Raw genomic sequence first — 21,614 nt, 5'->3', positions numbered from 1 at the left:
CAAACCGCTCGGAGACTGTGTTTTCGCAGCACCCCGTGGCATGGCGCGCATTATAGGGCGTTTTTGAACACGTGCAACAGGTAAATTGAGAAAAATATATCAACCGCCCAGAAAACAAGCAAAACAGCCGTATTTCTAAAAAATTCGTCAGGCCACAGCTTTGCGACTGTTGTATTCCAGCACCATTTGAGTCATTTGCTCATTGTCGTAAGGAACAAGATTACTTAAAATCATCCGCTTCTCCCCAGAGCCGATTAATTTACCATTCTCTTTCAGTGAGAATTGCAATAATGCATTGCCTCTTTTCCCTTCAACTGCCAATGATGATGACGTCAAACTTAAATCTACTTTCTGTGAAGGTAAAAAATCAAACTCCAATGCCATGCTTTCATATATCACCAGCGGGCGCTGAGGATTAATCATTACATTATGTCGTTGCATTAATGGCTGTAATATATGAGGAAAGTTCTGACCGGAAAATCTGACATAATCCTGAATCAGCGGCTCTATCACATTCAAGTCTTGCTGAGATGGCCCGCTGCGCTGAAATGAGAGATACTGTTTATCCTGACCATCCTTAATAGCAATGACGTCCTGATCTTCAGCGCAATGCAATTCTATATCAGCACCAACCATACCAGAAAACTGACAGCTAAGACGCTGTGCAATACCATAGCGGGTTAACAGATACGAAAAAAGCAAATCGCCTGGCACGCAGAAGCGCTTCGCATCCTCATCATGTATAGGATTAAAGTCAGAGGCGACTTGTTTTGCAAAGTCACTTGCCTGCTTACGGGTAAAGCTAAAATACTCACCATTTCCCTGAACATACTTTTCTAACAACATCTATTACCTATCTTTAATGCGCCAAGGCGGCCATTCTACCTAAATTAGTCTGGCTAATGGTCTAGCCAGTCTATCGATAATTTTTGCAAAAAATGCTTGCTTTTCGTTCAACAGGCAAATACTGTATATACATACACTGTATAAATAACCACTAGGTGACTGTATGTATAACAATGTATTGCGTCGTTCATTATTTCAATCAACTGCTGACCGCGACAGTTGTGTATTGCAAACTCTCGTTAATGCCGGCATCAATGCAGATAGTAGCAGCCTCCTCCCCCGGCAAAGCCTTTTACAGTTAATCAAGCAACATCAAAGTCAGGATGGATGGATACTGCTTGTGGCACCTCCGAGCTTGCCAGATAAAGAGTGGGCAGAGAATTATCAATTGTCTTTGCATAATGTTCTGGTCGTACATCAAAAGCAAATTAGCGATCTGGCGGCAACTCTAACACAGGCTCTTACCTCAGCCCGTTGCAAAGTGGTTATCAACTTTGGAAAGCCTTTGAAGCAACAACAGTTAGAACAGTGCCGAAAGCTTGCTGCCAAAAACAATATTTGCTTCTATCAGAGTGAACCCATAGCACAGACAGTATTTACACATTAACCACCTGCATCTTCACAGGACAACAGGGATAGCATGCGGTAGAATTGCGACATCAGTATATGTGACTTGTCGTTATGCAATGTTATTGTGGTTCCGCTAAACCTTTTGACTTATGTTGCCATACTTTTATTAGTGGGCAGGTGCAGGTTAGCTATTGCGAGCAATTAATGCGCTCTCGTTATAGTGCATACTGCCATAAAGCCATTGATTATATATACCAAACATATCACCCTTCAATGCGGCAAGAAAACCCAGCAGCAGCCCTGGCCGCTTTTGCGCATGACAGCCACTTTATCAAGTTAGATGTACACAACGCGGAGCAAAGTGTAAAAGAGGGTTTTGTCGAGTTTACGGTGAAATATATGCAGCATAATCTGCTATATCAATTTCGGGAACGCTCACGTTTTGTGCTCGAAGATAGATGGTATTACCTCAATGGCATATTAATGGAGCAAACCCCAAGGAAGATACAGCGAAATGATCAGTGTCCCTGCAATAGTGGGAAAAAATTCAAACAATGCCAGCAACATTTAGTCTCAGGCAGTCAAATTTAATAAACTAGGCTGCTTCTCCAGCATTCAGCTGCTGCAATACCTCATACATAGCGGCAGGGTCGGCTTGCGGTTTTGTTAATTCCGGCTGCAAAACCCGTCTTTGACTATGCAAGCTCAACGCCTGAAAGACATCGTTGCTAAGCCTTTTCTTATCATCATGTTGTTGCAATGGTGCGGTATTCATACTCATTGCCAATTTTAAGCTCGCCAAACCGCCTTGCAATAACGCTTGGGTATGTCGGCTGAGTACCTTGAGATCGTCTTGTTCCATAGCGAAGCTTCGTGCCGGACGAATTCCAAATTTGTTATACAAATCTTCGCTTACTTTTATCTCTGACACCGCATCAGGTGTTAGAAACTCGGCGGATTCTTCAACAGCAGGCGACAGCAAAGCCAGATATAAAGAAAAATCTGCCCGCTGCGCGTGCTGAAGCGCAGTATTCAGTTTGGAATCAAGCTGCCATTCGTTAATAATCATTCTGAATAAACCGTTCTGCGGCGTCATACCTTCTTATCTGACTGAATTATCGGCAGTCAGATAAAAAAGTTTAGTAAATGGCTTTACATCAAAAGTGAGTTTGATAATATGCCGTCCACTCGTGGAGGGGTTCCCGAGTGGCCAAAGGGATCAGACTGTAAATCTGCCGGCACTGCCTTCGAAGGTTCGAATCCTTCCCCCTCCACCATCTTCCTATTTACACAATGCTTATAGCAGCACTCCATCCTAATATTTTCTTGCTTATCTGTCAGATATTTCCGACACTTAGTCGCAAATTACTGTTGAATTAATGTGGTACTGATGGATAACAAAACGCTTGAAAATCAACGCGTTCTTATTGTTGACGATCAACGGGCTTTCCAATTGATGTTTAAAGGTATTTTATATCAAATGGGGGCAACAAACGTTGCCTTTTCGCCGACAGGAGAACAGGCATTAGCAAAGTGCGCCACCGTCAGTTACGATGTACTCTTTGTTGATTATCACTTAGGCGTGGGAAAAAACGGTAAGCAGCTGCTTGAAGACCTAAGAGAAAAAAAGCTATTGGCGCCTCACAGTATCTTTATGCTGGTTACTGGCGAAAACAAAGTTCCTATGGTTATGAGTGCTGTCGAACTCGAGCCAGATGATTATCTGGTCAAACCCTTTTCACAAAACGTATTACGCAGCCGCATTCAGCGTATACAACGCAAGAAATCCCAATTAGCAGCCCTGTATCAGGCATTGTTCGACGACCAGCCTGAACGGGCAATTGAGTTATGCCAGCAGGCAATCGCAAGCGAAAGCCGTTATCAGCAATTTTGTAAGAGAGTTATGGTAGAGAACTTACTCATTCTGCATCGGTACGATGAAGCTGAATTGATACTGCTAAACAGTCTCAATCAGCATCGCAGCGGTTGGGCGCTGTTGCTGCAAGCGAAATTATGTTTCGAATTACAACGTTTTGATGAAAGTTTGGCGTTATGCCAGGAAGCAATCGAAAGCAATCGCTATTTTGCTGAAGCCTACGACATACAAGCCATGACTTATCAGGCCACCGGCGATCAGGAGCAAGCGTTTAGCAGCATCCAGACAGCTGCTGAAATAGCGCCTTATAGTATGCCACGACAGTACTTGCTCATTGAGATTGCACGCAAACTTAATAATGTTCCGCTACAGGTTCAGGCCAGTAAGCAACTATATGAGATCACCCGACGTTCCATTAAGCAAGATATCGTGCATCTGCTGAACTATATACGCACTGTAATTGATGCCGCCGTGAGAACAGATGACCCCAACCAACGTAACCGTTATCTGCAAGAGGTTTCTCTGGCGTTACAACGCGTGAAACGTGACGAAGGTATGACACGCGAAATCGATTTTGGCCTATTTGAAGCGTTGTGCCAAGCCAGATTAGAGTCGCTTAGCGGTGCGCAATATCAGGCGAAGAAAACTTATGCCGCCGTTGCCGACCAGTTGTCCGAACAACACCAGGTGTTGCCGGACGCCATATTTTTGTTAAACCAGATTGGTGAGTTTGAGCAGGCTCAAAGCCTGACGCAGCTGGTACCTGCTGAGCTGATGAAAAATCCACTGCTAAAAACCTTATTTAGTGATCAGCAACATTTCGTTGATAAAAAGCAGCAACAGTTTGGTGAACTGAATAAAGCTGGCATCAAAAGCTATAAGGAAGGTAACTTTAACGCAGCAGTCAAACAATTTGAAGCTGCACTGGAGCTTGCTCCAATGAACACCGGTAGTGCGCTGAACCTGATCCAGGCTTCAATACAGTTACTGAATAGTCAGCAGAAGCGTAAGTCAGCTGAACTGTTTGACCGATGTAAAAAAACCTTCCGTGTCGTGGATAACATGCCATTACCCGAACATCACCGTGTACGTTACAAAGAGCTGCTGCAACAGTTTGATAAGCTGCGGGATGAAATGCGGCGCTGATAACTATTCAGCCAGCCGCTCGGCCAGCTCATAAACCAACGCACTGGCACCAATACGCAGACCACTACTAAGTGCTAGCTTCCCTGTAAGCTCTTCATATAATTCTACTAATTTCAGAGCTTGCTCTACCGTGCGCACCCCACCAGATGCTTTAAAACCCACGTCACGTTTTGCTGCAGCTATCACCGTCAGAATAATACGGGCAGCTTCTTCTGTAACGCCTGTCGGCACTTTACCAGTAGATGTTTTAATAAAGTCAGCGCCTGCTTCAATTACAAGTTCACTGGCCACTGTTATTTGTTGCGCTGTTGTTAGTTCACCAGACTCAATAATAATTTTTAAACAGCTACCCGCGCAGGCTTTGCGAACACTTTGCAGAAAGCTTTTTACTTCGTCGTACTCTCCGCGCAGCAACATTTTATATGGCAGCACACAATCGATTTCTGTTACCCCCGCAGACAGCGCCTGTTTGATCTGTTGGCAAACCCGCTCTGCGGATAAATCACCTGAAGGAAAATTAACCACGGTTGCAATAGCTGACGGTTTCTGACGCGCCGGCCAGTTTAACAGTGACATCAAATACTGAGGATAAACGCAATACGCTGCAGCAGGTATAGCAGGTAATGATGCCAACCAACTGTCAAAAGAGGCATTTGTTTCGTCATCCTGTAATCTGGTGACATCCAGCAGCTTGGCTAATTGCTGCAGGCGTAAAAGATTCGTCATTAGTGTTAATTCCAATATTGGTTGTCCCCAAAGCACCGCCTTACTTTATTAAGGCATCGCCTGAATAGGCTGAGCTTAAATCAGCGGCTGATGCAAATGCAAAGCAGCGGCAAAAAATACTAAAAATATTTTGAATTAATTTGAATGGCCACAGTCTCATCTTACAGTAGTTGTTAGGTAGTACCATTTCTCTCCTGTTTCGATGTCCTAGTATTTACGCCGGCTTTAATGCCGGCGCTTTTTTTACAACTCAAGTCGCTGCTGATTTTGCTTCAACCATCGCTTAGCGTCTGTATGCCGAGGGTAGTAGTGCTGCACCAGTTGCCAGAACTGCTCTGAATGGTTAAGGTGGCGCAAATGAGCGAGTTCGTGCACAACAACATAGTCTGCTATCCATACGGGCGCCATCATTAAGCGCCAGTTAAATCCCAGCTCTGCATTGCTTTTACAGTATCCCCATTTCGTTTTCCAATTACCTATGGTAAGTGCAGCTGATGTTAAATTCATCTCCCGCTGCCAGAATGTAACACGCTCAGTAAACCAAGTGTTGGCCTGCTGCTTATACCAGTCAGTCAATAACTGACGCAACTTAGCATTGGTCGGTCTGGCACGTTTTGACATTGATACAATAACTGAACCATCGGACAGCATGACGCCAGAAACCGAAGCGCTTTGCACCTGAAACGGCAATAGTTGATCAAGTAAAGGAACACAGCCCTGTTTCAGCCAGTCGGAAGTATGTTGCACCTGCGTCTGGCTAAGATGTTTTGTAATCCAGGACTGCTTTCTGGCAATTAAAGCATTAACTTCAGCAACGCTCACCCCCACCGGGGCTCTTACCGTCAATTTCCCATCAGCGATTTGTAACGCCACGCTTCGTCTTTTACTACTGTAAGTAAGCAGATAACTTATTTCGTCCAGAGCTAACTGTAATGCTGCCAACTAAATCTCCACAGCCCGATATTTCAAACATACAACATGGCAACATTGTGCCACAGCCGCCGTGAAAGTGTTATCATCGCCCCACTTGCCAAAATCAAGACAATAAGGGCATCACGATATGAAAATTATTTCTTTTAATATTAATGGTATACGCGCAAGGCTGCATCAACTGAAAGCACTTCTCGACAAACATCAACCCGACATTGTGGGTTTGCAAGAAATAAAAGTGCATGATGATGAGTTCCCGCTGTCGGATGTAGAGGCAATGGGCTATCACGTATATTACTTTGGGCAAAAAGGCCATTATGGAGTAGCAATATTAAGCAAAGCCCCCGCTGAACATATGCAGTATGGCTTTCCAACAGATGAGCCCGACGCTCAGCGCCGAATGCTAATCGGCCGTTTCAGCATGCCTGACGGCACGCCTCTTACTGTACTTAATGGCTACTTCCCACAGGGTGAAAACCGCAATCATCCAGTCAAGTTTCCGGCCAAGACAAAATTCTATGCTGACTTGCAGCAGTACCTGGCTCAACATCATACGCCAGATGAGTATCTGGCTGTCATTGGCGATATCAATATTTCGCCGGTAGATCTGGATATCGGTATTGGCGAGGCGAATGCCAAACGTTGGTTACGCGAAGGAAAGACATCGTTCCTGCCAGAAGAGCGAGCATGGCTAGCACAGCTAAAAGACTGGGGATTATTCGACACTTTCAGAGAGCTCAACCCTGAAGTTACGGCCCAGTACAGCTGGTTTGACTACCGCTCAAAAGGCTTTGACGATAACAGGGGCCTGCGCATTGATGTAATCATGGCTACCGCACCTCTGGCAAAGCGCTGCACTGAGTGCGGCATAGATTATGAAATCCGAGCCATAGAGCGCCCATCAGACCATGCACCTGTGTGGTCAGTATTTAATTAATTCGAACTTGTTAAGCATCGCAGCGCTGTGAGCAACGCATTAAAACCATTGCCTGACAAAAGCTCTGTCCAACTGCTGATAAGCTTGCTGCAGCAGTATGGCCAGATCTTTGTATCGCCCGGGCTGCTTTATCGGCGCCATGCTTATGCCCTGTTGCTGCATTTTTTGCCTGATCTGTAAATACCAGCTCGCAATAGAGGGTGGTAAAGGCGTTGCAGCACGAACGCCTAACCAATACCAACCTTGTAAAGGAAGCGCAGCTACGAATAACATCATCGCCAGTATTTGAGGAAGGAACGCTTTTCCAAGATAAAAATACTGAACCACTGCACACACTATCGCCAGCAACGGTAAAAAACGTCCAGCGATTGAAGTCAGCAAAATAACTTTATTTTCAATAAATAAACTATTCAACTCAGCTTTGGCTGGCCACTGCTTACTATATTCTCTGCCCTCACGCAGCGTACTGTATAGCCTATACTGCATTGCTTGCTCCTGACGTACATTCACATCTGAACGATAGCATAAATCCGATACCTTTACCTGTTGGTGCAAACGTGTTCGCTCGTTCTGTGGTTAGCCATCAGCAATTTAACTAATTTTGTTTGGCAATTTTTACCTATCCTCTTAGCAGCAAACTGCGTTTTACTACCGCTTACACAAATTACAAAATCTTAAACTGCCATTTTGGCTTACTTCACGATAGCTTTAGGCCAAGTCCAAACTAACAAAAAATATGCCAACTTACTTTTATATATAAATTCATAAAGTTAACCAACTTAAACAACGTTACACACAAAGTTATCCACAAATTCTGTGGACAACAAAGTCCCATATAACTCAACAAAACTACAAACGTAATGCCATAAACCACCCGGCAAAAAAAAGACTTCATTAAATATTCATGCAAAACCGGTCGAAATGTCATATTTCATTTTCCCGGCTTACTCCTGCTGTTGCAGTAGATAGCGCTGCACGGCATACTCATACTCTGCAATCGCAGAATTATCCCGAATTAATACTGTATAAATACTTAGAGCCGGAGTAATTATTGATACATTGGCAAGAACAATACAATGCTAAAATGCCGGGTTTAACGATTAACAGCCCCGCCTCAGGTATCATTTTGCCTTTGCATGCTCATACCGATCCGCTGTACAACACCACTGTATTACCGCAGGCAATATGCATTAAACTGACGCACGGCACCCTGATAGCACCCTTTGCCGGTGTTTATGAGCGCAGCTTGCTGGCAGGCAGAAGATTAAGCTTCAGACATAAAAGCGGCTTAACCCTGCAACTTGATCTGCCTGAAGACAGCAGTCTGCAGCATGGTGAAGCGATAAAGTCCCTGGTTCACGATGGTGAGCAGGTTATAAGCGGGCAGCCAGTGCTCAGGCTTGACCCCAAATTACTTCAGGCTGAGACGGGGTATCTGGTTGTATTAATGGTACTACCGCATCCTGCTATATTAGCAGTGTTTAGTGCTGAGCGCTTTGTAGCAGCAGGTCTGGACGCCGTATTCACTCTACAAATGAAGAAGAAACAATGATAACCACTCTATATGGTATTAAGAACTGCGACACAATTAAAAAAGCCAGAAGCTGGCTTGAGCAACATCAAATCGCCTATCAATTCGTAGACTACCGCACTGATGGTCTTACACAAGATCAACTTGCAAACTTCTCTGCTCACTGTGGCTGGCAAAACCTGCTCAACACCAGAGGCACAACTTATCGGCAACTTGATGAGGCTGACAAAACTGATTTAACTGAAGATAAAGCGCTCAATTTGATGTTGGCACAGCCAGCAATGATCAAACGCCCGCTACTGGTGCACGACAACCAATACTTTCTGGGGTTTAAACCTGAGCAATACCAACAAATTTTCGGACTATAACGATGACAGCCTCCAATGAAGTTATTGCACTGACGATGGATTTGATCGCCCGGCCTTCTGTTACGCCAGAGGATGCAGGCTGTCAACAAGTGATGGCAGCTCGTTTAGCAGCCATCGGTTTTAATGTAGAAATCATGCATTTTGAAGATACGCTAAATATGTGGGCCCGTCGTGGTAGCGGCAAACCGGTATTTTGCTTCGCCGGGCACACCGATGTCGTGCCAACCGGTCCGGTTGGGCAGTGGCACACCCCCCCTTTTGAACCCACTATTATTGGCGATACTCTTTATGGTCGCGGTGCGGCGGATATGAAAGGCAGCCTTGCAGCGATGATTGTTGCTACGGAGCGCTTTTTGCAGCATCACCCTGAACCTAAGTTTGATCTGGCCTACCTTATCACCAGTGATGAAGAAGGCCCTTTTATCAATGGCACAAAACGTGTAATCGAAACGCTGGAACAGCGGCAGGAAAAAATAAGCTGGTGCATTGTAGGCGAACCCTCCAGTAGCCACAAAGCCGGCGATGTTGTGAAGAATGGGCGCCGCGGTTCTTTAACCGGTAATCTGCTGGTAAAAGGTATACAGGGACACGTTGCCTATCCTCAACTGGCTGACAATCCGGTACATAAAGCAGCTGCTGCTTTAGCGGAACTAGCTGCGGAACAATGGGATCAGGGCAATGCTTATTTCCCGGCCACCAGTTTCCAGATAGCAAACATTCATGCCGGCACCGGCGCATCAAATGTGATACCGGGCGAACTAAGTGTTATGTTTAACTTTCGTTACAGTACAGAAAGCACAGCTGAAGGCCTGCAGAAACGTGTCATCGCGATGCTGGATCGCCACGGCCTTAACTATGAGTTGGGCTGGACATTAAACGGCCTGCCATTTTTAACTGACAGCGGCAGCCTGGTCGCGGCAACCGTTGAGGCAATAAAAAAGGTGCAGGGCCTTGAGCCGAGGCTCGAAACCAGTGGAGGCACCTCAGATGGCCGCTTTATCGCACCAACGGGTGCTCAGGTGATAGAGCTTGGTCCGTGTAATGCCACTATCCATAAAGTTAATGAGTGTGTCTCTGTTACGGATCTTGAGCAACTGGCTAAAATGTACGAAGCCGTGCTGGAGCAGTTACACCTTAGCCTATGAATACAACAGACATCGCTATCCTGACAGGCCTTACAGAGCAGCATATTGTGCAGTATCAGGATAATTTTAGTTTACATACTGCTGCTGTTTCACCTTTTATTGCATTGTGTGAAGCCGCTAAAACGTCAGGTATTGATATCAGAATAGCCTCGTCTTTTCGTTCTTATCAGCGTCAGGCCGCTATTTGGCAAGCCAAAATAACAGGCGCCAGAACCGTATTTGACCAAGACGGTAAGACCGTGGATGTGGCGAAGTTAGCCGGTATGTCGAAGCTCGACGCCGTCTTATTGTATTCAGCGTTGCCAGGCGCCAGCCGCCATCATTGGGGCACAGAGGTCGACATATATGATGCTGCAGCCGTACCAGACGATTACAAACCACGACTGCTGCCTGAGGAATACAGCGAGACAGGCCCATTTTGGGCCATGCGACAATGGTTGCAAAAACACGCTGCTGGCTTTGGCTTTTTTCAGCCTTATCAGGTTTATCAGGGAGGTGTTGCGGCAGAACCATGGCACCTTAGCTACAGGCCTGTCGCTGAGCAATATCTGGTGCAATTTTCAGCATCGACATTGCGTCAGTGCATCGCACTACATCCTCTGACGGAGCAGGAACTGGTGCTTGAACACCTGGATACGATTTTTACCCGCTACGTTACGAATATCTGCAGGTAATACCTGTGAACTGGCCGCTGATAATCGCACTGTCACTTGCTTTTGCCGTCGTTGTCGGCAATATCCTGCTACTTAAGCATACAGCCAGGTTGCAGATATCGCCTTTCAAGCAACTGTCAGGCAAAAATGCCAAGCTGGATTTGACAGACAGTGTTAAAGACAGCCGCACTCACTCAGACTCATTACCTGTGCGATCAAAAGCAGAATAGCCCTGAAGAAAACGCTGTAACTGGTCGCGCAAATTAGGCGGCGTGCCTTTAATCAGAATGGTATCGCTGTGTGGATCATATTGCACACGGTCGCCCAGCAGTTTCTGTTCAAAACTAATTGATAAGCCAGCGCCCTGCCCACTAAATTTAATCAGTTTTTTTAGCTCCTTTACTTCTACCGGAAATTGTTCAGCCACTTGTAACTGCTGTTCCTGACAATAACGTAAAAAGCCCTGTTGCTCCTGCTCATCTATCACCGCGGACAACTCTGTCAGTACGACATCTTGACCCGCTTTGGCCCGCTCCTCACAGTAACTGTACACCTGTTTACGTGCATCATTTTTCTCGCCGCTATCAAACTCTGCTGCCGCAAAATACTCCTCAACAGATGCCAGCACCACCTTACTGTTAGCTTTGGCATCAGTGCCTTCTTCACAACCTAGAAAGTCGAGAAAAAAGTCTGCCACTTTACGTCCTGCCCGGCCGCGGATAAAGCTGATGTATTTCCCTTGTTCCGGTGAACTTTGATATTCGGTTAAATCAATCCGCGCGGCCAGTTGCATCCGGGCAATATCCAGATGACGCGATGTTGCCAGTTCAAGCTCGTCGGTCAGCGAAAAATGGTCTTTACTCCCCAACAGACAGATCAGCAAGTAATCACTGGTAAGATAGCGATAATGGCACACCAGCAAATAACCACTTTCGGGCAACTGATGCGCTTGCAGTTGCTGCTCCAATACCGCAGTTGCAGTGTTGGCAAGGACATTAAAATCACTGTTTTGCTTTTGCCAATCCTGCAATACAGTGACAACCTGTTGATCTTTCTCCGGGTTAAAAGCTGCGTAGCCTTTAGCCGGTTTACCGTTGTACGCCAGATGCAGCTGCTCGACCAGGTGTGCTACAGCTGAAGTAGGCGTCACAAGTGACGGCCTGTAATGCGCTTTACTTTGTGCTTGCTCATCCGGTTCTAGGTAATTTATCGCCAACTGCTGCACATCTACTGACATAACTTTTCCTGTTTAAAATGAATTCTGGTACTATTCTAACTGTTTAATTCACGTGACCTGCGGATAATTCATGCCAATTGTATCAAAGTATTCCACTGCACAAATTGAAAAGCTGGTAAATCAGCTACTGGATGTGTTGCATGCTGAAAAAGCCACCACAGAACTGAGCCTGATGTGTTTAGGTAACGCCATCAGCCATGTTGTTAACAGCAGTGTACCGCACAACCAGCGTGCCGCCGTTGTCAGCCATTTTAGTCAGGCATTGGCTGACACTGTTGTTGACAAGGCAAACTAAACACTTATGGTGCTGGAAAACAACCTGTCACTGGTAAAAAAGGTCAACCGGCTACTGAACTGGGGTCACTGGTTTAGCTTCTTTAATATTTTGCTGGCGCTGGCAGTAACTTCAGTTTATTGGCTGGCTGAACCCTTACCGGTTTCATTCATAGGCTGGCTGTACCTGCCACTGAACTGGATAGGTCATACCGCATTTTTGTGTTTTATGTTTTTTATTCTGACGATATTTCCGATATCGTTGGTATTTCCGTATCAGCGCCATGTACGAGGCTTAGCCGCAATACTGGCTACCGTAGCCTTTATAGTACTTATTTTTGACGCCTATGTTTATGCCAACCTGGGTTACCACGTTGGCAGCGCATCGTTAGACCAGGCAGCAGAACTGTTACGACAGCAAATTGTCACTAACTTGCGCAATTTCATATTGATTATTGTTACGGTTGCAGCCCTTTTATTAGCGGTAGAGCTGACACTAAGCAATTTTTGCTGGAAAAAAATAGAGCGGCTGAAAAAGTCAGCAATCGCAACACCATTATTTGTACTGTTTATTGGTAGTTTTATGTTAAGCCATTTGCTGCATGTTTATGCTGATGCCAACGTAAAATACGATGTTACCCGTCAGGACAATGTGCTGCCGCTATCTTACCCTGCAACTGCAAAAACCTTTCTCGCCCGTTATCAGCTGATTGACCTGAATAAACAAAACCAGATACAGCTCGATAAGCTGAGCTTACCGCAACAATTCAGTTATCAGCACAACATGGTGTGTCAGGAAACTACAGCCAGTCGTTCTACTTTACTGCTGGTTACTGATAACTTTAGCCCTGAACTGGTTAAGCAGCTGGCCAGCGCTGGCCTCAGACCGCTGGAGCAACATTTTGCTCCTGTATCAACAGACGAAGCCTTGCTCAACCTTCTGTATAGCAAATTCATGATAGAGCAGAATGCTCAGCAACAATTACAGACAGCGCCGTCCTGGTTAGCGCAATTGCCTGAGGGACGCATTAGTATAAGCCGGTCTGCTGAAACCGAAGTTGCGCAATTGCCTTGGCTTAATGTTGCAGCACCTGCACAATACAGCATTGTCTTCGACAATACCCCATATCAGCATTGGCAAAGCTACAGCCAATTTGACAACATAGTCGTATTGGGTTTAAGCGGCAGCCATAAACAGTTCAGCCTGGCCCCCGCTACTGTTTGGTCAAATTGGGCTGCCTTGCGGCAGTTACAACCACACCAGGTTACACAACATCTGGATTGGCTACCTACACTGCTGGCCCAGGCAGGTTGTCAGGCACAAGCGAACTGGCCGGGTGACAATCTATTACATCCGCGCACTTTACCTAAGCTCAATATCAGTGGTGGTGAAATCATCAGTTTTAAAAAAGACAAGATGGTTATTTTGCGTGCAGACGGCAGTTATGGCGTCTGGTCGGCAGGTACTTTAGTACCTCTCAATGACCGCTTAGATTTACCGATGCTGACAGATGCATTAAAGCGCATTGAACAACCAACTGATTAATAGCCAAGTATATAGCCAGCTTTAACGATTGCAAAAACCGATTAAGGTGATCATTTTAATTCACTTTAAACAATAATGAGAACGTTTATCATCTAACTATTAAAAAGTTCTGAGGATAAACATCATGAGCAAAACCATTACCTTCGCTATTATGCACTTCAGTATTGCCTTCGCTGTCACTTACCTTATTACCGGTAATTTTATTCTGGGTGGTGTAATTGCAGTGGTTGAGCCGGCCGTAAATACTGTCGGCTACTTTTTCCATGAAAAACTATGGCAAAAAATGAATAAAGCACAGCCGCCAGCCAATATTGCTGAGTTTACCCACCCGGCTTAACCCGTCAAATAGTCGGCCACTGCTGCTGTTGTGAAAAAGTCAGAAAGCTCCAGGCCAGTGTGCGGCTGACTTTTTGGCCCTGACGCATTTCGATTACATCGGTTTGCACTGCACCGACACTATTAAGCAATTTACGTAGTGGCTTAATATGCTTGTGCTGCGATACCAGAGTAGTAAACCAGCATACTTGCTGTTTAAACAGCGCGCTTTCACGGATCATCTGGCTGATAAACGCTAATTCACCACCCGCGCACCATAATTCGTGCTGCTGGCCGGCAAAATTGCGTGCGCCGCCCTGCTGCTCCTTCCCCAGATTAATCCACTTACGCGAGCTCGCCGCCTCCGCTTCAGCCGCCGAGGCGTAAAAAGGTGGGTTACACATCGTCAGGTGAAATTGCTGCTGATGCTGAATAATACCACTGAAAATTGTGTTACCTGTTTGCTGTACAATGTGCACAAGCTGCTGCAGTGAGGGGTTACTGGCAACAATTGTTTTAGCAACCTTAACCGCGACAGGGTCTATATCACTGCCGTATACCTGCCAGCCGTAACTCTGGCTGGCGATGATTGGATAAATCAAATTTGCACCAGTACCAATATCCAATAGCTTAACTTGCTTGCCCAAGGGTATCGTCGGGTAACTGCGCGCCAGTAAGTCGGCAATATAGTGCACATAATCTGCCCTGCCTGGCACTGGCGGGCACAAGTAACCCTGTGGTAACTGCCAAAATCTAATATTGTAATACCTGGCAAGTATTGCCTGATTTAGTGCTACTACAGCAGCGTTATCACCAAAGTCTATCGTTTGCCCACCAGTTTTATTACTGCAGATAAAGCGCTGTAAATCAGGTAAAGCTTTTGTCAATTCAGCAAAGTCGTATTGACCGTGATGCAAGTTGCGTGGATGCAACAAAGAAGACGAAGACATGTCACATTTAACCCGGAAAAATAATGGTGCAAAGTTTATCATGTTCTGGCTTAACTTAAGCAACGCTGCAAAAAAACCGTTACAATAGCGGCTATTAACACAGCCCATATTGGGCAGAAATTTGGATATCGCATGCTGGCTCTTGGGAAAATCAACAATTTAGTAGTTAAAAAACAGGTGAAGTTTGGCTTTTACCTGGATGGACTAAGCTGGGGAGAAATATTACTGCCAAATAATGTCGCCCCTGCAGGGCTGGCTATTGGCGATCAGCTTGATGTTTTCCTTTACCTTGATTCGGAAGACCAGCTTATTGCCACAACTGAGCGGCCTAAAATTAAGGTAGGCGAAGTTGCTATGTTAAAAGTGGTTGCTACAACTAAGGTTGGTGCATTCGTCAACTGGGGGTTGAAAAAAGACCTGTTAGTGCCTTTTAGCGAGCAACAAATTCCGCTGAAAGAAGGACAAAGCTATTTGCTGTACTGTTATGTCGATAACAGTAACCGGATAGTCGCCTCCAGTAAGCTGGACCGGCATCTACACAAAACGGTTCCCCAATATCGCCCAGGAGACAAAGTCGATATTATCATCAGTGAACAAACCGATATCGGCTATAAGGCCGTCGTGAATCATCAACACTGGGGCGTGTTATACCAAAGTGATGTATTTAAACCTCTGCGCCGTGGCGATAAACTGCCTGCCTATATTGCCAAAGTACGTGATGATGACAAAATTGACTTGCGTCTGAGCGCCTCGACGTTTAAACAAGCACAAGAGTTGACAGCTCAGGTGTTGGCGAAATTAGAGCAAAATGGCGGTAAACTTGCGTTAACAGACAAAAGTGCACCTGAGCTTATTTATGCGCAATTTGGCGTGAGTAAAAAAGCGTTTAAACAGGCAATTGGCAGCTTGTATAAAGAGAAGAAAATTGTCATTTCAGACGCCGGTATCATCTTGGTAAAACAGTGATCCTAAAACATTAAAAGGGCCTGTTGGCCCTTTTAAATTAAAGTGTAGGCTCAGCGAAAGCGGTTAAACTCATCTTCAGCTTCTTCGCGGCTCATACCATAGCGTTCCTGCATTTTGCCGCAGAACTTTTCAAAACGGCCATTTACTTCCTGTAAATCATCGTCAGTGAGCTTTCCCCATTTCTCTTTTACTGAACCTTTAACCTGGCGCCATTTGCCTTCTGCAATATCACTATTCATAGCTTTGCTCCAATGTTGATTAAATACTCGCTGCTGCAGCCTGGTACAATTAAGTTTAAGCAGCGCGGCAGCTGTCAATATGACTGCAAGGTCTGAACCAATAAGCTAAAAATAATTAAGTTACTGTAAAATATTAAGAAAGTTAAGAGAAGAGCTAGAAGGCAGCTAAAGTGCGTTGCAAGTGCAGGTAGCTTTTACCTGCACCGTTGCAACTTTTTCAGATCAGACTATCCCGGTTCAGCGGCTTGGACAGCAGCATATGCACGGCACTGGTTGCGCGTTCTCTGAACCCGCCTTCACAGTAACAAAGATAAAAATGCCACAACCGGACAAAGTTGTCGTCGTAACCCAGCTGATGCACCTTATCACGGGCTTGCATAAAATTATCACACCAGTGTTTCAACGTTCTTGCATAGTCGAAACCGATATCATGTAGCTGGCGCATTACCAAATCTGTATTGCGACACACAGCATCTGTCATGCGGCTGACTGACGGCAGGCAGCCGCCCGGAAAAACATAGCGTTTTATAAAATCCACTTCACGCACATATTGACGGTAGCGCTGGTCTACTATCGTTATCGCCTGCAGCATCATCAAGCCTTCTGGTTTTAGCAAGCTGCTGCATTTAGCAAAATAGGTATCAAGATATTCTTCGCCAACAGCTTCGATCATCTCGATAGACACCAGCTTGTCAAACTCACCACTAAGATCCCGGTAATCGCTGAGTAGAATAGTAACCCTATCTTGCAGACCCAATGCGTTAATTCGGGCAGTGGCATAGTCATATTGCTGTTTTGATATAGTGGTTGTCGTCACTTTACAGCCATAGTTTTGTGCTGCGTAAATAGCCATAGCGCCCCAACCCGTACCTATTTCTAGCAAATGATCATGCGCTTTTAACTGTAGCCGGTCACAGATCAGTTTGAGTTTATATTGTTGTGCCTGAACAAGATCAGCGTTTTCGTCCGGGTACACAGCGCTTGAATACATCATACTGTCATCGAGAAACAGCCGGTACATGTCATTTCCCAGATCATAATGTGCTGCAATATTTTTCCGCGCCTGCGTTTTAGTGTTACGGTTGCGCCAGTTCAACATCTTCAACAGCGGGCGCCCGAGCCTGCTGATTGCCGAATCCAGTTTGTCTAACGCAGTCAGGTTTAATGCAAAAATACGCACCAGTGCAGTCAGATCATCACAGCGCCACCAGCCCAGAATGTAAGCTTCACCAGCACCGACTGAGCCAGCAACCACCATTTTTTGATAAAACGCCGGGTCAAGCACTGTAATAACCACTTTCAGTTCAGCCTGTTCATCGCCAAGCCTTATACGTTGATTACCCTCAACAAGGGTGATATCGCCATGCTTTAACTGACTGATAAAGTTCAGTGTAAATTTCCTATACAGGCGTTCGAACCAGCTCAGGTTGTCAAACAGAGAAACGTCCGTCAGGCTCATCGTCATGATTTATTATCCTTCGTTTTAGGGTGAGCATGCACCGGCACCCTTTTTAAAAGCAACTTCAGCGCATGCCAATATATCCGCCATACTACCTGTACGTTTTGCCATGGCTGGCGGATCAACCATTGTCTTTTCCATTTCGCTGTCAATTCATGGCGTTGCAAATTGAACCAGGCACTAAATACCTGATGCCCACCTTGTGTATTGGCAATACTGCATCTTAATGCCCGACCAGGTACAGGGATCTGCCAGTGATACTGCATGTCAATTGGGTGAAAAGGCGACACATGGAAAGTTTTATCATGCTGATAATGCTGCTGACCGTGGACAATATTCTGCAGATAATAATGGCGCTCGTTCCATGGCGTATTACTTACCTCCGCCAGCAGATAGCAGAACTGCTGTTGCTGATCAAAGCAGTAGTACAGTGTAAGCGGGCTAAAATATAACCCCCAGTTAGCAAGAGGGGTCAGCACGAATACTCTGTCAGGTTTCGTTAAACCGCCTAACTGCTTAATCTTGTCGCACACTGCCTGATATAAATTATCAGTACCTGTCAGATAATCAGCACGCCTGAAACTTAAAGCGCCAAACTGCTCGAATTGAATGCCTGCATCTTGCAGTGACGCTTTGCTCAGTTCATTGCAATCAAGCCAGTACAAGGCTAACGGATAACTGAAACCGTGGCGGAGGGGAGTAAGCCTTAAATGCCCCACCTCCCCCTGATACACAGCATGACCGTTCTGCATCAGAATGACACACCGAGCATAGTGGCGACATCAGTCGCACTCCTGGCGCCATCCTCATGAAAACCGTTATACCAATATGCACCACAGAAATAGGTGTTGTTTTCACCATTTATGCTGTGACGTCGTTGCTGGGCAGCCAGCGTACAATGGTTAAACACCGGGTGGGCATAACGGTATACGCCGAGTATCTTATCTTTCGCTATCGCAGTAGTATTATTCAGTGTCACGCAGAACGTAACCGGTGCGCTGATACCTTGTAGCAAGTTCATATTATACGTCAGGGTTGCCTTGTCACTTACGTTGGCGTCAAGGTTATAGTTCCATGCCGCCCAGGCTCGTTTGCGCTTCGGCAGTAACCGCGTATCCGTATGAAGCACTACATCATTTTGCTGATACGCAATGGAGCCAAGAATTTGCTGCTCTTGCAACGTGGCATTTTCCCCCAACAGAGCCAATGCCTGATCGCTGTGACAAGCCATGACCAGTTTATCAAAATGCTCTGTGCGGCCATCGTCAAAACTCAGTATTACGCCTTTATCATCACGTGAAATGGCGCGAATTCGCTGATTTAGTTTTAGCTTGTCAGAGCCAAGCTTTGTCACTAACGCATCGACATAACGCTTCGAACCACCACTGATAACCGACCACTGTGGCCTGTTACTGATATTCAGCAAACCGTGGTTATTAAAAAAACGCAGGAAAAAGCGTAGCGGAAACGCAGGCATGTCAGCCAGGCCCGCAGACCATATAGCTGCTCCCATTGGTAACAAGTAATTATCACGTATTGCAGCACCAAACCCATGCTTAGCGAGGAAATCCCCCAAAGCCAAATCAAGATCAGCATCGTTCGAGGCCAATAATTGCTTACCGAGCCGGTTAAAACGAACAATATCACGGAGCATCAACCAGAATGATGGCCTAAGCAGATTTCTGCGCTGAGCAAACAGGCTGGTTAAGGTATTTCCGTTGTATTCGAGATTCTGCGCGCTGTTTTTTACCGAAAAACTCATTTCAGTTGGCTGAAAGGCAACCCCCAATTCGCTCAGAAAGCGGTTAAAAATTGGATATGTCCAGTCGTTAAAAACGATAAAACCTGTATCAATTGCATAGTCCTGGCCTGCAACATTTACCTGTACCGTTGCAGTGTGACCGCCAAGATAATCATTGGCTTCAAACAGGGTTACATCATGTTTTTGCTGTAATAAGTACCAGGACATCATGCCCGAAATACCACCACCAACAACCGCTATACGCATACTCTTCCTTCAAATTACAGTTATCTGCTTATGTTTACTTACCGCTACTCATACGCTGCTTCACTTTGGCGGTCAGCCAGCCAATTATCGGTAAATGCTGATACACCATCTCGGTCAGATCATAGTAATCACGGTGGTAAGTGATCAGTTCATTCTGCCAGCGCAGCACACTGCAGCCATCCAAACTGACTAACTCCCCGTTTTTTATTGCCGGATGGCGCATTTGCATACGCCAGCTGAGAAAACCATGTTCACCCTGCTCCATCTTTTGCCCGGCGCTAAATTCGCAGTACAGCAGTCGGGCATAAGCATGGTTAAAGTAATCCGCCAAGGCCTCGCGCCCTACCAGGCTATGTACAGGATCAGTAAACTCGACGTCAGCGTGATAAATTTTATCCAATTGCTCTAAATTGGCGCTGGATAACTGATTGTAAAATTTAAGAAATTGTTCAATCCGTGGTGCTGCATCAGTTGTCATGCGTTTTTTTAACCTCTGCAAAAAGTTCAAGCGTCTGTTTACGTGCGACAGCGTGATCCACTATGGGTTTCGGATACGCCGACAATGGCTGTGCGTGCGGCCAGTGTATCGTCTTACCGGTAAACTTACTCAGTTCAGGTACATACAAACGAATAAAGTCACCTTTTGGATCAAATCTTTCGCTTTGCGTTACAGGGTTAAAAATACGGAAATAGGGCGCAGCGTCAGTGCCGGTAGAAGCGGCCCACTGCCAGCCACCATTATTGGCAGCAAAATCACCGTCTATCAGCTTAGACATGAAATAGCGTTCGCCCCAGCGCCAGTCGATATGTAAATCTTTAACCAGAAAGCTGGCTGCTATCATCCTCAGACGGTTATGCATCCAGCCTGTCTGGTTCAACTGCCGCATTGCAGCATCGACAATCGGGTAACCAGTATTGCCGTTACACCAGGCGTCGAATAATTGTTTATTGTTATGCCAGCGAATGCCTGCTGTCTCATGCTGAAATGGCTGATGTTTTATCAGCTGTGGGTAAGCAACTAAAATATGCTTATAGAATTCGCGCCAGATAAGCTCGGACAACCATACGCCGGCTCCGCTTTTATCTTCTGACCACGCTTCACCAGCCTCCAATTGCAGCCTGGCAACGCACTGCGCTGCAGAGATTACGCCAATGGCCAAATACGCTGATAACCGGGATGTACCGTCTTGGGCCGGAAAATCCCGTTGCTGATGATAGTCGGCCACTTTTTCTCGGCAAAAGCGCCGCATCAATTCAAGCACACCGCTCTCGGCTACTTCCCAATCCGCTGAGCTGCCATCTCCGTCTTTAAGTGGCAGAAAATCCGGCAATTCCAGCTTGGGTTGACTAATCTTCTTAGGACGGCCATAACAGTGCACCCCTTCTTCGCGTAATTTTGCCAGCCACGTACGTTTAAACGGCGTGAAAACTTTATAGATATCACCTTGCTGCGTTTTAATATCGCCCGGCGACATAATGCACTGAGTGTCAAACCGAATAAACTGGCCATTGTGTTGCTGCACCAGATGTTCAACGGCGCTATCGCGCTGTTGCTCACGCAACTCATATTCTGCCTGAACAAAAACATTCAGTTCAAACTGCTGGCATAAAGTGCTAAATATTTCAGTCACTTGCTGATAACTGCCACCTTCGATAGCTAACATTGGTAACGCGAGCTCTGTCAGCTCTTGCTGTAGCTGCACCACCCGCCTACGCAGTAAGTCTTGCTTTATCGCAGCCATATCATGCAAAGCCCAGGTTTCTGGCGTAGCGATATAAAGTACCAATACTGCTGCCCCAGATTTTTCAGCATGCTTCAGTGCGCTGCACAATACCGCATTGTCCAACAACCTTAAGTCGTTACGCAGCCATACAAGGTTCAGCTTCTGCATA

At 45.8% G+C, this 21,614-nt stretch carries 26 protein-coding genes and 1 tRNA gene; 14 read left to right on the top strand and 13 right to left on the bottom strand.

Annotation, left to right across the window (positions count from 1 at the left end; all coding sequences use genetic code 11):
- Positions 1–147: 147 nt before the first annotated feature.
- The gene (locus LHL18_RS18320) at positions 148–846 is read right to left on the bottom strand and encodes a DUF3581 family protein (protein ID WP_226768169.1); all 699 of its coding nucleotides are present in this window, start codon (positions 844–846) and stop codon (positions 148–150) included.
- Between the two features lie 163 nt (positions 847–1,009).
- On the opposite strand from LHL18_RS18320, the gene LHL18_RS18315 reads away from it, so the two are divergent.
- Together LHL18_RS18315 and LHL18_RS18310 are read left to right on the top strand one after the other, a co-directional pair.
- Positions 1,010–1,453 (top strand): SulA-like leucine-rich domain-containing protein, encoded by a 444-nt coding sequence (locus LHL18_RS18315; RefSeq protein WP_226768168.1) that lies wholly within the window; start codon positions 1,010–1,012, stop codon positions 1,451–1,453.
- Positions 1,454–1,527: 74 nt separating this feature from the next.
- On the top strand, positions 1,528–2,007 hold the full coding sequence (locus LHL18_RS18310) for a YchJ family protein (RefSeq protein ID WP_226768167.1): 480 nt from the start codon (positions 1,528–1,530) through the stop codon (positions 2,005–2,007).
- A 4-nt stretch (positions 2,008–2,011) separates the two neighbouring features.
- Here LHL18_RS18310 and LHL18_RS18305 read toward each other — a convergent pair whose 3' ends face one another.
- Positions 2,012–2,485, bottom strand: coding sequence for a VC2046/SO_2500 family protein (locus tag LHL18_RS18305; RefSeq protein ID WP_226768166.1), 474 nt, complete (start codon positions 2,483–2,485; stop codon positions 2,012–2,014).
- Positions 2,486–2,608: 123 nt separating this feature from the next.
- On the opposite strand from LHL18_RS18305, the gene LHL18_RS18300 reads away from it, so the two are divergent.
- Positions 2,609–2,693 (top strand) — tRNA-Tyr (locus tag LHL18_RS18300).
- 113 nt (positions 2,694–2,806) lie between these two features.
- The gene (locus LHL18_RS18295) at positions 2,807–4,438 is read left to right on the top strand and encodes a tetratricopeptide repeat-containing response regulator (protein ID WP_134055276.1); all 1,632 of its coding nucleotides are present in this window, start codon (positions 2,807–2,809) and stop codon (positions 4,436–4,438) included.
- 3 nt (positions 4,439–4,441) lie between these two features.
- Here the strand turns inward: LHL18_RS18295 and deoC are convergent, their stop codons facing one another.
- Together deoC and LHL18_RS18285 are read right to left on the bottom strand one after the other, a co-directional pair.
- Positions 4,442–5,164 (bottom strand): deoxyribose-phosphate aldolase, encoded by a 723-nt coding sequence (deoC, locus tag LHL18_RS18290; RefSeq protein WP_226768165.1) that lies wholly within the window; start codon positions 5,162–5,164, stop codon positions 4,442–4,444.
- Positions 5,165–5,407: 243 nt separating this feature from the next.
- Positions 5,408–6,106, bottom strand: coding sequence for a M48 family metallopeptidase (locus LHL18_RS18285; RefSeq protein ID WP_226768164.1), 699 nt, complete (start codon positions 6,104–6,106; stop codon positions 5,408–5,410).
- Positions 6,107–6,224: 118 nt separating this feature from the next.
- On the opposite strand from LHL18_RS18285, the gene xthA reads away from it, so the two are divergent.
- Positions 6,225–7,031, top strand: coding sequence for an exodeoxyribonuclease III (gene xthA, locus LHL18_RS18280; RefSeq protein ID WP_226768163.1), 807 nt, complete (start codon positions 6,225–6,227; stop codon positions 7,029–7,031).
- Positions 7,032–7,070: 39 nt separating this feature from the next.
- On the opposite strand, the gene yfbV is transcribed toward xthA, so the two are convergent.
- Positions 7,071–7,517, bottom strand: a complete 447-nt coding sequence (gene yfbV / locus LHL18_RS18275) for a terminus macrodomain insulation protein YfbV (RefSeq protein WP_226768162.1) — start codon at positions 7,515–7,517, stop codon at positions 7,071–7,073.
- Positions 7,518–8,082: 565 nt separating this feature from the next.
- On the opposite strand from yfbV, the gene LHL18_RS18270 reads away from it, so the two are divergent.
- From LHL18_RS18270 to LHL18_RS19880, 5 genes are read left to right on the top strand one after another with little or no spacing between them, the layout of a single operon-like run.
- A complete protein-coding gene (locus LHL18_RS18270; RefSeq protein ID WP_226768161.1) occupies positions 8,083–8,583 on the top strand; it encodes a PTS glucose transporter subunit IIA in 501 nt (166 codons plus the stop codon).
- Entirely contained in the window at positions 8,580–8,930 is a 351-nt protein-coding gene (locus LHL18_RS18265; RefSeq protein ID WP_226768160.1) for an ArsC family reductase, read from the top strand. Before LHL18_RS18270 ends, LHL18_RS18265 begins: the two co-directional genes overlap by 4 nt.
- Before the next feature lie 2 nt (positions 8,931–8,932).
- On the top strand, positions 8,933–10,075 hold the full coding sequence (dapE, locus tag LHL18_RS18260; RefSeq protein WP_226768159.1) for a succinyl-diaminopimelate desuccinylase: 1,143 nt from the start codon (positions 8,933–8,935) through the stop codon (positions 10,073–10,075).
- Positions 10,072–10,749: a M15 family metallopeptidase gene (locus LHL18_RS18255; protein ID WP_226768158.1), complete on the top strand. Its 678-nt coding sequence runs from the start codon at positions 10,072–10,074 to the stop codon at positions 10,747–10,749. The genes dapE and LHL18_RS18255 overlap by 4 nt, the downstream gene beginning before the upstream one ends.
- 5 nt (positions 10,750–10,754) lie before the next feature.
- Complete coding sequence (locus LHL18_RS19880) at positions 10,755–10,958, top strand: DUF2897 family protein (protein ID WP_166670440.1); 204 nt, start codon at positions 10,755–10,757, stop codon at positions 10,956–10,958.
- On the opposite strand, the gene yejK is transcribed toward LHL18_RS19880, so the two are convergent.
- The gene (gene yejK / locus LHL18_RS18245) at positions 10,919–11,965 is read right to left on the bottom strand and encodes a nucleoid-associated protein YejK (protein ID WP_226768157.1); all 1,047 of its coding nucleotides are present in this window, start codon (positions 11,963–11,965) and stop codon (positions 10,919–10,921) included. The two genes, LHL18_RS19880 and yejK, sit on opposite strands and share 40 nt — an antisense overlap.
- A gap of 70 nt (positions 11,966–12,035) precedes the next feature.
- On the opposite strand from yejK, the gene LHL18_RS18240 reads away from it, so the two are divergent.
- The 3 genes from LHL18_RS18240 (at position 12,036) to LHL18_RS18230 (ending at position 14,121) form a co-directional block, all read left to right on the top strand.
- Entirely contained in the window at positions 12,036–12,260 is a 225-nt protein-coding gene (locus LHL18_RS18240) for a YejL family protein (protein ID WP_134055294.1), read from the top strand.
- A gap of 6 nt (positions 12,261–12,266) precedes the next feature.
- Positions 12,267–13,784: a DUF3413 domain-containing protein gene (locus tag LHL18_RS18235; RefSeq protein ID WP_226768156.1), complete on the top strand. Its 1,518-nt coding sequence runs from the start codon at positions 12,267–12,269 to the stop codon at positions 13,782–13,784.
- A gap of 124 nt (positions 13,785–13,908) precedes the next feature.
- Positions 13,909–14,121, top strand: a complete 213-nt coding sequence (locus LHL18_RS18230; RefSeq protein ID WP_134055298.1) for a DUF2061 domain-containing protein — start codon at positions 13,909–13,911, stop codon at positions 14,119–14,121.
- Between the two features lie 4 nt (positions 14,122–14,125).
- On the opposite strand, the gene rlmF is transcribed toward LHL18_RS18230, so the two are convergent.
- On the bottom strand, positions 14,126–15,049 hold the full coding sequence (rlmF, locus tag LHL18_RS18225) for a 23S rRNA (adenine(1618)-N(6))-methyltransferase RlmF (protein WP_226768155.1): 924 nt from the start codon (positions 15,047–15,049) through the stop codon (positions 14,126–14,128).
- Between the two features lie 132 nt (positions 15,050–15,181).
- Between rlmF and LHL18_RS18220 the strand changes: the two genes are divergently transcribed.
- Positions 15,182–16,015, top strand: coding sequence for a CvfB family protein (locus tag LHL18_RS18220; protein ID WP_226768154.1), 834 nt, complete (start codon positions 15,182–15,184; stop codon positions 16,013–16,015).
- A 50-nt stretch (positions 16,016–16,065) separates the two neighbouring features.
- Here LHL18_RS18220 and LHL18_RS18215 read toward each other — a convergent pair whose 3' ends face one another.
- From LHL18_RS18215 to phrB, 6 genes are all read right to left on the bottom strand, one after another.
- Complete coding sequence (locus LHL18_RS18215) at positions 16,066–16,254, bottom strand: CsbD family protein (protein ID WP_134055304.1); 189 nt, start codon at positions 16,252–16,254, stop codon at positions 16,066–16,068.
- Between the two features lie 217 nt (positions 16,255–16,471).
- Positions 16,472–17,719 carry an SAM-dependent methyltransferase gene (locus LHL18_RS18210; protein ID WP_226768153.1) on the bottom strand — a complete coding sequence of 416 codons (1,248 nt, stop codon included), beginning with the start codon at positions 17,717–17,719 and terminating at the stop codon, positions 16,472–16,474.
- Entirely contained in the window at positions 17,716–18,465 is a 750-nt protein-coding gene (locus LHL18_RS18205) for a DUF1365 domain-containing protein (protein WP_226768152.1), read from the bottom strand. Before LHL18_RS18205 ends, LHL18_RS18210 begins: the two co-directional genes overlap by 4 nt.
- A complete protein-coding gene (locus LHL18_RS18200; RefSeq protein ID WP_226768151.1) occupies positions 18,465–19,721 on the bottom strand; it encodes an NAD(P)/FAD-dependent oxidoreductase in 1,257 nt (418 codons plus the stop codon). Before LHL18_RS18200 ends, LHL18_RS18205 begins: the two co-directional genes overlap by 1 nt.
- A 34-nt stretch (positions 19,722–19,755) precedes the next feature.
- A complete protein-coding gene (locus LHL18_RS18195) occupies positions 19,756–20,199 on the bottom strand; it encodes a nuclear transport factor 2 family protein (protein WP_226768150.1) in 444 nt (147 codons plus the stop codon).
- Positions 20,189–21,613 (bottom strand): deoxyribodipyrimidine photo-lyase, encoded by a 1,425-nt coding sequence (phrB, locus tag LHL18_RS18190; RefSeq protein ID WP_226768149.1) that lies wholly within the window; start codon positions 21,611–21,613, stop codon positions 20,189–20,191. Before phrB ends, LHL18_RS18195 begins: the two co-directional genes overlap by 11 nt.
- Position 21,614 lies beyond the last annotated feature (1 nt).

The sequence above is a fragment of the Rheinheimera aquimaris genome (genome assembly GCF_020531985.1).
GTDB lineage: Bacteria > Pseudomonadota > Gammaproteobacteria > Enterobacterales > Alteromonadaceae > Alishewanella > Alishewanella aquimaris.
This window is presented reverse-complemented; position numbering and strand designations above follow the sequence as displayed.